The 12,933-nt window shown below is 61.7% G+C and carries 7 protein-coding genes; 2 read left to right on the top strand and 5 right to left on the bottom strand.

Going from position 1 to position 12,933, the window contains the following annotated elements; all coding sequences use genetic code 11:
* Window position 1: 1 nt before the first annotated feature.
* The 5 genes from PQR62_RS19355 to trxA all read right to left on the bottom strand — a co-directional run bounded on the left by PQR62_RS19355 (window position 2) and on the right by trxA (window position 6,033).
* A complete protein-coding gene (locus tag PQR62_RS19355) occupies window positions 2-1,348 on the bottom strand; it encodes an MATE family efflux transporter (protein WP_408159709.1) in 1,347 nt (448 codons plus the stop codon).
* A gap of 91 nt (window positions 1,349-1,439) precedes the next feature.
* Window positions 1,440-3,164 carry an ArnT family glycosyltransferase gene (locus tag PQR62_RS19350; RefSeq protein ID WP_408159708.1) on the bottom strand — a complete coding sequence of 575 codons (1,725 nt, stop codon included), beginning with the start codon at window positions 3,162-3,164 and terminating at the stop codon, window positions 1,440-1,442.
* A gap of 505 nt (window positions 3,165-3,669) precedes the next feature.
* Window positions 3,670-3,939 carry a type B 50S ribosomal protein L31 gene (locus PQR62_RS19345; protein ID WP_408159639.1) on the bottom strand — a complete coding sequence of 90 codons (270 nt, stop codon included), beginning with the start codon at window positions 3,937-3,939 and terminating at the stop codon, window positions 3,670-3,672.
* A gap of 366 nt (window positions 3,940-4,305) precedes the next feature.
* On the bottom strand, window positions 4,306-5,562 hold the full coding sequence (rho, locus tag PQR62_RS19340) for a transcription termination factor Rho (RefSeq protein ID WP_408159638.1): 1,257 nt from the start codon (window positions 5,560-5,562) through the stop codon (window positions 4,306-4,308).
* Window positions 5,563-5,706: 144 nt separating this feature from the next.
* Window positions 5,707-6,033: a thioredoxin TrxA gene (trxA, locus tag PQR62_RS19335; protein WP_408159637.1), complete on the bottom strand. Its 327-nt coding sequence runs from the start codon at window positions 6,031-6,033 to the stop codon at window positions 5,707-5,709.
* A gap of 439 nt (window positions 6,034-6,472) precedes the next feature.
* Here trxA and PQR62_RS19330 point away from each other — a divergent pair, with 439 nt between their 5' ends.
* Together PQR62_RS19330 and PQR62_RS19325 are read left to right on the top strand one after the other, a co-directional pair.
* Window positions 6,473-9,325: a PD-(D/E)XK nuclease family protein gene (locus tag PQR62_RS19330; protein WP_408159636.1), complete on the top strand. Its 2,853-nt coding sequence runs from the start codon at window positions 6,473-6,475 to the stop codon at window positions 9,323-9,325.
* Between the two features lie 17 nt (window positions 9,326-9,342).
* The gene (locus PQR62_RS19325) at window positions 9,343-12,876 is read left to right on the top strand and encodes a UvrD-helicase domain-containing protein (RefSeq protein WP_408159635.1); all 3,534 of its coding nucleotides are present in this window, start codon (window positions 9,343-9,345) and stop codon (window positions 12,874-12,876) included.
* Window positions 12,877-12,933 lie beyond the last annotated feature (57 nt).

Genomic DNA, 12,933 nt, shown 5'->3' with positions numbered 1-12,933 from the left:
GTCAGCTATCAGCGGCTGCGCGCCGCGCCGCGCGTCTTTGCACATGACGCAGATACAGCATCAGGCCGGCGCCGACCAGGCCGAGGCTGGCGCTGTTGGCCATCCAGAATCCCGGCGCGCCTTGCAGCCAGGCCGGCGTCAGGCCGAAGCTGTCGAAGCCGAGCAGATAGCCGCCGCCCAATCCCACCCCCCATAAGGTAACCGCGTAGATGACGGTCGGAATCACGGCCGATTTGTAGGCACGCAGCACGAAGGCGGTCGTCACCTGCAGCGAGTCGAACAACTGGTAGAAGGCGATGAACAGGAACAGCGGCAGTGCGGCGGCGATGATCACCGGGTCCGGGGTGTAGGCGCGGATGATGTGTTCGCGCATGAACCAGACGACGATGCCGATCAGCACCGACAGACCCATCGACAGGCGGATGCCGGCATAGCCGATTTTTTTCGCATTACGCCATTCGCTGGCGCCGATGGCTTGCGCCACCAAGGTGCTGGTAGCGCTGGCAATCGACAGCGGCAGCATGTACAGCACGGTGCCGACGTTGGCCGTGATCTGATGGCCGGCCACCGGAATCGCACCGAGACGCGCAATGAAAATCGCCATCAGAGTGAAGGCGGTGACCTCGATAAAATAGCTGAGCCCGATCGGCACGCCGAGCTTGAGCAGATTGCGTTGCGCACGCCACGACGGACGCACGAAGCCGCCCCCGAAAATCTTCAGTTCGCGATACAGCGGCATCTTCGCCACCAGCAGCCAGGCCACGCCCAGCATCAGCCAGGCGATCACGGTGGTGGCGATGGCGCAACCGGGGCCGCCGAATGCCGGCAAGCCGAGGCCGCCGAAAATCAGCAGGCCGTTCAGCGGGACCTTCAGAAACAGACCGGTGACTTGGATCGCCATCACCATCTTTGGTCGCGACAGCGCCGTATTGAGCGAGGCATAGACGCGGAATCCCAAGGTGGCCGGCAAGGCCAGCGCCTCAATGCGCAGATACAGCGTGGCCTTTTCTGCGAGCTCGGGCGAGGCGTGCGCAAAAGTCAGAAACAGCGGTGAAAACGCCAGCACCACGCAGCCGATCATGCTCAGCAGCAGCGCCAGCCACAGGCCTTGTTTCACTTCATTGCCGATCGCGTGCAGCTGGCGCGCGCCATAGAGTTGTCCGATGGTCGGTTGCAAGGCTTGCAGCACGCCGGACAGGCCGACAAACACGCTGACGTAGATGGATACGCCCAGCGCCAGCGCCGCCAGGTCCATGGCCGAGAAATGCGACACCATGGCGGTATCGATCACGCCGTTGGCGATCAGGGCCAACTGGCCGATCAGCAGCGGCCACGCCAGCGATGCGATACGGCGGGTGTGCGAATGAGGGAGGGCGCCGCCGGGATGGTTTGCCGGCGGCGCGGATGGCTGGTTCTGGCTCAAGGAAAAATCGCTCTGATCAACCGCCGTTGCGGCGATACAGGCGGAAACGCTCGTCGCGGTCGGATGGGCGACGGCCCTCCCAGATCACGCGCCAGCTGCCGGGATACTGACGCAGCATCGGCGCTGCATCTTCATTGCTGATGTCATCCTGCAGCAGCAGATAATCGCAGCGCTGGCCGCGTTCGTCGGCAAAGCGCACGTTGCCGAAATAGGCAAAGGACGCGCGCTGCGCCGTGCCCACATTGCTTTGCACGCATTCGCTTGCGGACGGCAGTTTGGCTTCGATCTGACGCGCCACGCCGGCATAGCTCTTGCCGTAGTTGGCCCAGGGCAGCCACAGCGTCATCAGCAATACCCAGCAGAGGATCACTCCGCCGGAGGACAGCACCACTGCACGCCACAGCACCGAAGGGCGGCGCGAAATGCGCCAGTGGACCAGCATGATCCAGCCTATGGTGGTCAGCGCCGCGATGATCAGCGAGATCGCTTCGAAGCCGGGTTTGAAGCCGGGCGCCAGCTTGTAGGCATTCCTGGCGATCTGCGCCGGCCAGCCGGTTTCCTTGGCAATCCAGCCGACCCAGATGAAGGCGGCGCTGGTGGTCAGCGTCATCACCGAGAACCAGTCCACCGCGTTGATGGCGCCGCGCTTCATGGTCGGCAGGCCGAAGGCTGCCAGAATCGCCAGCGCCGGCAACAGCGGCAGCAGCATGCCTTCTTCGCTGTGCACATTGAGCAGCACCAGCAAGGTCAGCGGAATGAAGAAGGCCAGCGGCAGCGCGATATGCAGCGAGCGCGGCTGCCGGCGCCAGGCATAGATCGCCCAGCCCGCAAACGGCCACGCCGGCCAGGCAAACCAGACGCCGTATTTGAGGAAGAACTTGAGCGCGTTCAACGTCGGCCAGTTGAGCTGATAGATGTTCCAGCTCATCCAGATGCCGACCTGATCGGCGGCTTCATCCGGCAGCAGGGTGCGCAGTGCAATCACCCATGCCAGCACCGGCAGAATCGCCAGCGGCAGCGAGACCAGCAGAATCAGACGCAGCGGCACCATTTCCTGGCGCAGCAAGGCCAGCGCCAGCAGACCGATCAGAATGCCGACCGGCAGCAGCCAGCCATAGGTCAGCACCAGCAAGCCCAGCGCCAGTCCGAGGCGGCAGGCATGGCGCAGTTTCAATTGGTCGAACACGCGCACCGAGGCGTAGATGGCATACGCCACCAGCGCGATCTGCAGGGTCTTGGGGCTGGTTTCGTGGCTGTGCAGCAGCAGGCCGAGGAAGCCGAGATAAATCAGGAAGGCGCCGTCGGCCAGCGTGCGGCCGAAGTCCTTGGGTTCAGGCTGGCCGCCGAAGGCCAGTTTCAGCGGCTGTGCGCCGCTGCGGCGACCCAGCAGATAGGTGGCGTACCAGATCGACAGCGAGGCCACCAGGAAGCAGCCTATGGTCGATACGCGCGCCGCCAGAGGATCGCCCAGCAGCCAGCCGAACAGCTTGATGCAGATGGCGCCGAACCAGTAAGCCAGCGGACTTTCCGCCGGCAGCGCGAGGCCGGCGACGTTGGGCGTGAGCCAGTCCAGCAGCGTGCCGTGCGCCATGGTCCACATGATGCCGAAGCTGGTGGCATCTTCGTTCTTCCACGGATCGCGCCCGATCAGGCCGGGCAGGATGTACAGCAGGGCGAGCGCCAGCAGACCCCAGCGCGGGAGCAGGTTGGTAGCGGCGGCAGGGAGTCTAACTGGCTTCATCACGATGTTATTGCTCTTGTTCTGCAGGTGTAGATGGATATAAGCGCGTGCACTGGCGGTCGCGCCGGCATGCGTCATGCGATGCAGTCTGGCCGATCAAGGCATGCGGCAGCGCTTTTGAAGCGCAGATGCGCGCGATGCATGGTGAGCATCAGATGCTTGAGGCGGCCTTTCGGGTAGCGTCTCCATCGCTGGTGGTGCTGTGGTGCATGGCCTGTCTCAGGTTTTCTGGCCGGAGCGCCGTAGCATCGGCTTGTTGCTTGCTGTCTGAGGGGTGCCGGCGCCGCGAATTTCATGCAGCCGCTATTGTGCAGCAAAACCCTGTTAAAAGTTGTTTCAGAGATGCTACCGATCGCCGATTGACAACGTACTTTGCGAGGCTGTTCCAACTCAGCTCGTATCGGTGATGCTTTAAAGCTGGAGAGGAACAAAAAAGGCAGCCTGGGCTGCCTTTTTTGATGAACCGAATAATCCGGCGAAATGAATTCGCGCAAGGATCTTTCGATTAGCCCTTCGACACTTGGGTCTTGGAACCGACTGCGCCGAACTTCTGGCGGAATTTTTCAACGCGGCCAGCGGTGTCGACGATCTTGTGCTTGCCGGTGTAGAACGGGTGCGATTCCGACGAAACTTCGATCTTCACCAGTGGGTATTGCTTGCCTTCGAAGTCGCCTGTTTCGCGGGTACCGATGGTCGAGCGGGTGATGAACTTGAAGTCGTTCGAAACGTCGTGGAACAGAACTTCGCGGTAATCAGGATGGATGCCAGCTTTCATGTGTGCCTCTAAAAATTAATGGTAGCCAATCGTCACTTCGTCGGTCGTCTTGCTTCTTGACCCGATTGTCGATCACTTGCGCGGGGTGAAAAACCCGAGATTATACAGTGGAATCAGTGGCTTGCGTCAAACCAAACGGGTGCCGGCAGACTCTGCGGCAGGGCTGGCGTGGTCTGATTCATACGGAATTCGTGGCTGCCGGGGCCGGATATGCAAAAAATATCCGGAAGGAAATCTTTTTGTTGTCGTGCCTGCAATGCCGTGCCGTTTATGCACGCCATAAAAAACCGGCGCACGCGGCGCCGGTTTTCGAGGTGTCTTCCTGATTGCTCCGGAGCGGACCGTTGCTCGACTGCAGGATCGGTTTCAACGACGCATCATGTCGAAGAATTCGTTGTTGGTCTTGGTCGCCTTCATCTTGTCGAGGATGAATTCCATTGCTTCGATTTCGTCCATGTCGTACATCAGCTTGCGCAGCACCCAGATCTTTTGCAACTGATCCGGCTTGATCAGCAATTCTTCGCGGCGGGTGCCGGACTTGCTGAGGTTGATCGCCGGATAGACGCGCTTCTCGGCGAGGCGGCGTTCCAGATGCACTTCCATGTTGCCGGTGCCCTTGAATTCTTCGTAGATCACGTCATCCATGCGGCTGCCGGTTTCGATCAGCGCGGTGGCGATGATGGTCAGCGAACCGCCTTCTTCGACGTTACGCGCCGCGCCGAAGAAACGCTTCGGACGTTGCAGCGCATTGGCGTCGACACCACCGGTCAGGACCTTGCCGGAGGCAGGGATCACGGTATTGTAGGCGCGCGCCAGACGGGTGATCGAGTCCAGCAGGATGACCACATCCTTCTTCATTTCGACCAGGCGCTTGGCTTTTTCCAGCACCATTTCGGCGACCTGCACGTGACGCGTGGCCGGTTCGTCGAAGGTCGATGCCACGACTTCGCCGCGCACCGAACGCTGCATTTCGGTCACTTCTTCCGGACGTTCGTCGATCAGCAGCACGATCATCACGGTGTCGGGATGGTTGGTGGTGATCGCATGCGCAATGTGTTGCAGCATGACCGATTTGCCGGACTTCGGCGACGCCACCAGCAGACCGCGCTGACCGCGGCCAATCGGGGCGATCAGATCGATGATGCGGCCGGTGATGTTTTCCTCGCCGCGCATTTCGCGTTCCAGCTGCATGATCTTGTTCGGATGCAGTGGTGTGAGGTTTTCAAACAGGATGCGGTGCTTGGAGGCTTCCGGCGCTTCGCCGTTGACCTTGTCGACCTTGACCAGTGCAAAGTAGCGCTCGCCATCCTTGGGGGTGCGCACTTCGCCTTCGATGGAGTCGCCCGTGTGCAGATTGAAGCGGCGGATTTGCGAGGGCGAAATGTAAATGTCGTCGGTGGACGCCATGTAGCTGGCGTCGGGCGAGCGCAGGAAGCCAAAGCCGTCAGGCAACACTTCGAGGGCGCCATCGCCAAAAATCTGTTCTCCGGATTTCGCGCGTTTCTTGAGGATCGCGAACATCAATTCCTGTTTGCGCAAGCGCGCAGCGTTATCGATGTCCAGGCCGATTGCCATTTCAAGCAAAGCGGAGACGTGTAACGCCTTTAATTCTGATAAATGCATATGAGTGTCCCGGGATGGGAAATATATAAGGTGGGGGAGGGAGTTGCGTGGTGTGTGTCAATAAAAGAACGTGCTTGCAGGCAGGGGGTTACCGGGGGCTACAAGCTGAAACGGCGGCGCGGGCGCACCGCCGTTTTGAAACTCTTAGATATTGCTGTCGATGAACGAAGTCAGCTGACCCTTGGCCAGCGCGCCGACCTTCTGCGCAGCGGCAACGCCGTTCTTGAACAGGATCAGCGTCGGAATACCGCGGATGCCGAACTTTGCAGGAATGGCCTGGTTGGAGTCAACGTCCAGCTTGGCGATCTGCAGCTTGCCTTCGTATTCCTTGGCGACTTCTTCCAGGATAGGGGCGATTGCCTTGCAAGGACCGCACCACTCAGCCCAGAAGTCCACCAGGACCGGCTTGTCGGATTTCAGGACGTCAGCTTCAAATGACGCGTCGGAGATGTGTTTAATGTTTTCGCTCATGGCAAATGCTCGATATGAGGGGGAATCTAAGTAGTCAAATAGCGCCGTGGATATTTACCATTGTGCGTGGCTGTCGGCCATCAACGCTTCCGGAGTTGCTTTTTTCAGTTGGAGTCGTTGTGCGCGAATTCAAGTTGTTTTGAAGCGCTGCACAGGTAATCGGCGGGGTACGGAGGCAATCATAACCCATTTTCAGGGAATGTGTGATTGCCGGCCGGGCGGCTGTTGTCAATCGCCCATGCGGTGCCCGCGCGGTGCTGCGCCGCCGGTGCCGGCTGCGCTCGCATACAATGCGGGGATTGCATGGGCGGCGCGCATCGCCGATGATCGCGGCAGCTGTTCCCGATAAATAAAAACTTTCATCGCAAGAGATATTTTCAATCGGCGACGGCCGTATTTTCATTCCATTCATTACGACCTACCGGACGCACCAGACAGCATGCCGCTCGCCACAATTCTGATTCCGCCCTCCGCTGATTTCTGGCCTCAGGCCGTGCGCGTTCTCTTGCAGGACGATCATCCGCTGGGCCAGGCGTTGCGGGGCTCCGGAGCGGTATGCGATTTTTCGTCGGTGCAATTGGTCGTGCCTGCTTTCTCGCACGCACAGAATTTCAAGGCGGCGTTGACGGCGCAATTGCAGCGTCCTTATCTGGCGCCGCGCATCAATACCATGTCGGGTTGGCTGGCGATGTTGCCGCCCTCGGCCCTTGCCGATGCCGCACCGCCGGAAAGCGAACGGCTGATGCAACTGTACGCGCAGCTGCGCCAGCACGGCTGGCTCAAGAAAATGTTTTCGGCGCGGCGCAATGCCGATCTGCTGCCGCTGGCGCAGACGCTGCTGTCGCTGTCGGATGAGCTGACCCAGGCGCAGTTGCCGGCAATACGCGCCAACGCCGGCGCCACCGATGCCGCCGACCAATTGTGGCAGCAGGCGCTGGCGCAATTGCTGGATGAGTTGACGCCGTCGGCGCACGGCATGTTGTCGGATGAAGCGCAATTGGTCTGGCAAGTCTGGAAAGGTCAGCTCGATGCGCGCGACCAGTTGGCTCAGCGCTTCGGCCGCATGCTGGAACTGGCGGCGCAGGCCGAGATGCCGCTGCTGTGGATCAGCCCGACCGAACCGGAGCCGCTGGATCGTGCCTTCCTTGAAGCCTATGCCGAACGGCAGCCGGTGTATGCGCTGAGCATTGACTGGCGCCACCAGAGCGTCACGCCCATGTATCCCTTGTATGCCGGCGCCTGGCAAGAGCTGGTGCAACAGCCGGATGAGTCTGATATCGAGATGCCGGATGAGGATGGCGACGCGGCTGACGCGCTTCCGCCGCCGGATTCGCTCTCGTTCGAAGAACTGGCCGCGGCGCCGCAGAAAACTGCGCTGACTGCGGCTGAGCAGGCGGCTCTGCGCGCAACGCCGTTGCCGCTTCTGTGCCCGGCCGCCGATCTGGAGCAGGTTGCGGTGCAAAGCGCGCAGATCGTATTGCGCTGGCTGCAGCAGGGCCGTAGCGAGATCGCCATCGTGGCGCAGGATCGCGTCACCGCACGCCGCTTGCGCGCCTTGCTGGAACGCGCGCAGGTGGCGGTGGCCGATGAAACCGGCTGGAAGCTTTCCACCACCCGCGCCGCCGCCGCGCTCGCGGCCTGGAATGATGTGGTCGCCGCACGCGGTGAAACCGGCGCCTTGCTCGATCTGCTGAAGTCGCCGTTCTTCCTGCCCGCGCGCGCCGGCAAGGACGATCTGGTGATGCAGATCGAATGGCGTCTGCGTCGCAAGAATATCGCCGGCGAATGGCAGGCCTTGCTGAGCGGCTTCGAAAAGACCTCGGCCGAATACGAATGCATCCATCAGATCGTGCAGCAGGCTGCCAAATTTTCAGGTCGCAAGACGCTGGTGGCGTGGTGCAAGACGGAAGGCGACATGTTCGATGCCTTCGACATGCGCAGCGCGCTGAGCGCAGACGGCGCCGGTCTGCAAAGTCTGTTGCTGCTGGATGAAATCGCCGCCGAGCAGATGGGCAGCAATCTGGAGGACGAATTCAGCTTCGCCGAATGGCGCGCCTTGCTCAATCTGCGCCTCGACGCCACCTCCTACATGCCGCCGATCAGCGATCGCCGTGTGGTGATGCTGCCGCTCAACGGCGCGCGTCTGCGTTCCTTCGATGCAGTGCTGGTGATCGGCGCCGATGCTGCGCATCTGCCGTCGCCGCCGCAGGAGACGCTGTTCTTTTCGAATGCAGTGCGCCGCGAACTGGGACTCGCCACGCGCGCCAGCCGTCAGCGCCAGCAATTGCGCGATCTGACCGAGCTGCTGTGTGTGAACAAAGAAGTGGTGCTGAGCTGGCAGACGCATCAGAACGGCGAACCCAATCCGGTCAGTCCATGGATAGAGCGTCTGCAATTGCGGCTGGCGCAATACGGCCTGCCCGAACTGAAAGTCCTGAATCTGCCGGCGCCGGAGCGCAAGCTGGCCTGGCAGCCGTCGGCCATGCCGGCGCCGTCCGCGGGCGTCTTGTTGCCGGCCAGATTGTCGGCCAGCGCCTACGGCAGCTTCATCGCCTGCCCGTATCAGTTCTTCGCCTCGCGCATGCTGCGCGTGGCAGTGCTGGACGAACTGTCGGACATGCCGGAAAAGCGTGACTACGGCAGTTGGCTGCACGAAATCCTGACGCGCTATCACGAGCGCAATCGCGACGAAAAATTGTCGCCGGCACAGCGCGGGCCGGCCTTGGCAGAAATTTCCGCCGAGGTGTTCGAGCGCGCGCTGGCACAGCATCCGGCTGCGCTCGGCTACTACGCACGCTGGCAAAAGGTGATGCCGGCGTATCTGGTCTGGGCCAATCAGCGCGAGGCCGACGGCTGGCATTTCGCCTTCGGTGAAGAGGCCATGACGCACACTCTGGCGTGGCAGGACGGCGCCATAGAACTTTACGGTCGCCTCGATCGCGTCGATCGCAACGACGCCGGAGAACAGGCGCTGCTCGACTACAAGACGCGCACCGTGCAATCGCTGCGCCTCAAGGTCAAGGATGAAGACGATCATCAGCTGGCTTTTTACGGCTTGCTGGCCGATCAGCGCATGACGCACGCGCACTACGTTGCGCTGGAGCTGGCGCAGGACAAGACCGGGGATGCCGCCGCGCCGGATTTTCCGCAGCGTCAGGTGGTGTTGAAACAGCAGATCGGCGTCACCATGGAAGCGGTCGCGCACGACGCGCCGCTGCCGGCCAACGGCATTGAGAGCATTTGCCAGTATTGCGACATGCGCGGTCTGTGCCGCAAAGGGGCGTGGCTGTGAGCGGCATGAATGAAAAGATGAATCCAGCTGCATCCATGAATGACACCAGCTCACGCAAGATTGCCGCCTACGAGGTCAACGGCCAGCCGGTGGCGGCTGAAGTGTTTACCCGGGCCGCCTGCGATCCGCGTCATTCGGTGGTGGTGGAAGCCTGCGCCGGCAGCGGCAAGACCTGGTTGCTGGTGGCGCGCATGTTGCGCTTGTTGCTGGCCGGCGCGCAGGCATCGGAACTGCTGGCCATCACCTTCACGCGCAAGGCTGCGCAGGAAATGCGCGAACGCCTGATGGAGTTGCTGCACGAACTGGCGCTGGCCGACGACGCACACGCCGCCAGCCTGCTGCGCGAGCGCGGCGTGGCCGAGCCCGACATGGCGCGTTTGCTGCCGCTGGCGCGCGGTATGTATGAGCGCATTTTGTCGAGCGAACAGAGTTTGTCGATCGACACCTTCCACAGCTGGTTCGCGCGTCTGCTGCAGATCGCGCCGCTGGCAGCCGGTGTGCCGCACGGCTATACGCTGACCGAAAAGAATGGCGAATTGCTGGACGAGGCCTATCGCCGCTTCATGCAAAGTCTGCGTCAGCCGGCGCAGCAAGCGCTGAAATCGGCCTTGCTGGAACTGTACGAACTGGCCGGCGATTTCAATGCCCGCAATCTGCTCGACGCCTTCATCGACAAGCGCGCCGAATGGTGGGCGTCGACGCTCGGCGATGCCGCCGATCAGCCGGACGCCGATATCAGTGATGCAGAGATGGCGGAGCAAGACGCCAGTTCGCCGCTGCGCTGGCTGGCCGCCTTGTGCGGCGCCGATGCGCAACGCGATGCGCGCCTGGCCTTATGGGATCAAAGCGAAAGCCATCTGCGCGAACTGATCACGCGCCTGGCGATGTTGCTGGGCCAGGGTTCGGCGGAAAATCAGAAGCGCGCCACCGCCATTGAAACCGCCCTGAGCAATGGCGCCGCGATGGAAAATTTTGCCGCGCTGGCCCATCAGTTCTACGACGACAGCGAAAAGCTGCGCGCCAATCGCAAGACCAAGAATCTGAATGCAGCGCTGGTCAAGCATTTCGGCAGTAGCGAAGACGTCGCGCAGTCGCAGTTCGACGAAGAATTTGCCGCGGCGGCAGCCGAGCTGCAGAACTTGCAGCAGCGCAGCAAGGAAAAGACCGTGCTGCAGCTCAATCGTGTGCTGTTCAAGGTCGGGCGCGCCTATCTCTCGGCCTATCAGGACGTGAAGGCCGAACAGCGCGTGTTCGATTTCGCCGATCTGGAATGGCATGCCTATCGCCTGCTGACCAATGAGGCCAGCGCGGCGTATCTGCAGACCCGTCTCGACGCGCGCTATCGACACATTCTGCTGGATGAATTTCAGGACACCAACCCGCTGCAATGGAGCATCGTGCGCGCCTGGCTGCGCGCCTACGGCGACGATGCGGCGCAGCCCAGCGTGTTTGTGGTGGGCGATCCCAAGCAATCGATTTACCGTTTCCGCCGTGCCGAGCCACGCGTGTTTGTCGCCGCGCGCGACTTGCTGGCGCAGCAGGGCGCTGCGGTCTTGCGCGCCAATCAGACGCGCCGTAATGCCAGCGTGATCGTCGACGTGCTCAATCGCAGTTTCACCGGCAACCCGCTGTTTGCAGCGCAGACCACGCTGGGCTTGCAGGGCGGCGAAGTCTGGCGCTTGCCGCTGGCGAAGGAGGCCGAAGATGAGGGCCAGAGTGCCGTTGTGGAAGGCGTCGTGGATGCAGAACAAATCGCCGATGCCCCACCGGCCTGGCGCAATCCGCTGCTGAGGCCGAAGGACGAGGAAGAAGATGCGCGTCGCCGGCTGGAAGGCGAAGCGCTGGCGCGTGCCTTGCTGCTGGCGCGTGCAGAAGTCGGCGTGGCCGAAGGCGGCGGCCGCAGCCGTGCATTGCGCTGGAGCGACATCATGCTGCTGGTGAAAAAACGCACTCACCTGGCCGCCTATGAAAGCGCCCTGCGCGCGGCCGGGATTCCCTTCGTATCCGACAAGCGCGGCGGTCTGCTGGAGTCATTGGAGATCGCCGATCTGATCGCCCTGCTGACCTTCCTGATCACGCCCAACGACACGCGCGCGCTGGCGCATGTGCTGAAGAGTCCTATCATGGGCGCCGGCGATGAAGACCTGATTCAGCTGGCGCGCCGTAGCGAGGACAGCGGCAGTCACTGGTGGCAGCGCATGTGCTGCATGCAGCAAGAGGGCAGTGCATCCGCCGAGCTGGTGCGTGCCGTGCATCTGTTGCGTAAATGGCTGCAGGCGGCGCCGCATCTGCCGGTGCACGATCTGCTCGACATGATTTTGCATCAGGGTCAGCTGGTGGCGCGTTACGCGCAAAACGCCATGCCGCTGACGCGCAGCCAGACGCTGGGCAATATCGAAGCTTTTGTCGAACTTTCGCTCAATCTGGATGCAGGCCGTTATCCCAGCCTGCCCAAGTTCATCGACGCGCTGCGGGTCTTGCAGCGCAGTTCCGGCGGCGATGCGCCCAATGAAGCCAGCATTGATGCCGGCGCCGACGCCGTCCGCATTCTCACGGTGCACAGCGCCAAGGGACTGGAGGCGCCGGTGGTGGCGATACTTGACGCCAATCACAGCGATCCGGCCGACGACCATGTCGGCATCTTGTGCGACTGGCCGCAGGACAGCGACGCGCCCACGCATTTTTCCGCCTTCGGCCGCCGCAGCGAACGCGGCAAGGCGCGCGCCCATCTGTTCGAGGCGGAAGAAGGTTTCAAGCAGCAGGAAGACTGGAATCTGCTGTACGTGGCGATGACCCGCGCCAAGCAATTGCTGATCGTCAGCGGCGTGGCCGGTACGCGCGGCGCGCTGGAGGGCGGCATGCAGAACGGCAGCTGGTATCAGCGCCTGTTCAGCCAGCCTGGGCCGGGCGATGTGCGCGAGATCACCGATGGTGATTTCGCGGAGTCGACGGCCGCCGCGGCCCTTGCCCTTGATGTTGAATTCAGCATGCCGCTGTTCGACCCCAAACCGGTGCCGCCGTCGCTGTTCGGCTTGCCCGGAATGGACGATGAAAACGCGGTGCTTGGCCCCGGTCCGGATGACGATGCGCCGGCTGCCGGCGGCAGTGCTGCCATCGACGAAGGCATCGCGCTGCATGCCTTGCTGGAACGCCTGACCTATGCGCGCCGCTGGCCGCTGCAGATTCCTGATGCGCCGGTGCTGGTGCGCTGGCTCAATTGTTCGATGGAGCATGCCGCGATCATTCGCGGGCAGGCGCAGCATATCTTTGCGCAGGCCGAACTGGAACGTTTTTTCAATCCGGCCTTGCATGTGTTTGCGCGCAATGAAATGGAAATCGTGACGCCGGCCGGCGTGCTGCGTTGCGACAGGGTAGTCATGTTTGAAAACGAGGTCTGGATTCTCGACTACAAGCGCAATCTGCTGGAGAGCGAGCGTGTGCCTTATGCAGCGCAAATGGCGCGCTATCGCGACGCACTCATGTCGGTGTTTTCTGACAAGCAAATCAGGTCTGCGCTGATTACTGCTGACGGACGCTTTTGGGAACAATGACGTCCGACTTTAACTCTCAGCCTCAATCTCAAAAAATTAACTGACGGGGAATAAAAA

It is taken from the genome of Herbaspirillum lusitanum (assembly GCF_046025995.1).
GTDB classification, from domain to species: Bacteria; Pseudomonadota; Gammaproteobacteria; order Burkholderiales; family Burkholderiaceae_D; genus Herbaspirillum; species Herbaspirillum lusitanum_A.
Note: the sequence above shows the minus strand (reverse complement) of the source record. Positions and strands in the feature narration are given on the sequence as shown.

Bases quoted from the DNA above. Each gene is read 5' to 3' on its own strand.
- PQR62_RS19350 (WP_408159708.1), bottom strand. From the start codon at position 3,164: ATGAAGCCAGTTAGACTCCCTGCCGCCGCTACCAACCTGCTCCCGCGC.
- PQR62_RS19345 (WP_408159639.1), bottom strand. From the start codon at position 3,939: ATGAAAGCTGGCATCCATCCTGATTACCGCGAAGTTCTGTTCCACGAC.
- rho (WP_408159638.1), bottom strand. From the start codon at position 5,562: ATGCATTTATCAGAATTAAAGGCGTTACACGTCTCCGCTTTGCTTGAA.
- trxA (WP_408159637.1), bottom strand. From the start codon at position 6,033: ATGAGCGAAAACATTAAACACATCTCCGACGCGTCATTTGAAGCTGAC.
- PQR62_RS19330 (WP_408159636.1), top strand. From the start codon at position 6,473: ATGCCGCTCGCCACAATTCTGATTCCGCCCTCCGCTGATTTCTGGCCT.
- PQR62_RS19325 (WP_408159635.1), top strand. From the start codon at position 9,343: ATGAATCCAGCTGCATCCATGAATGACACCAGCTCACGCAAGATTGCC.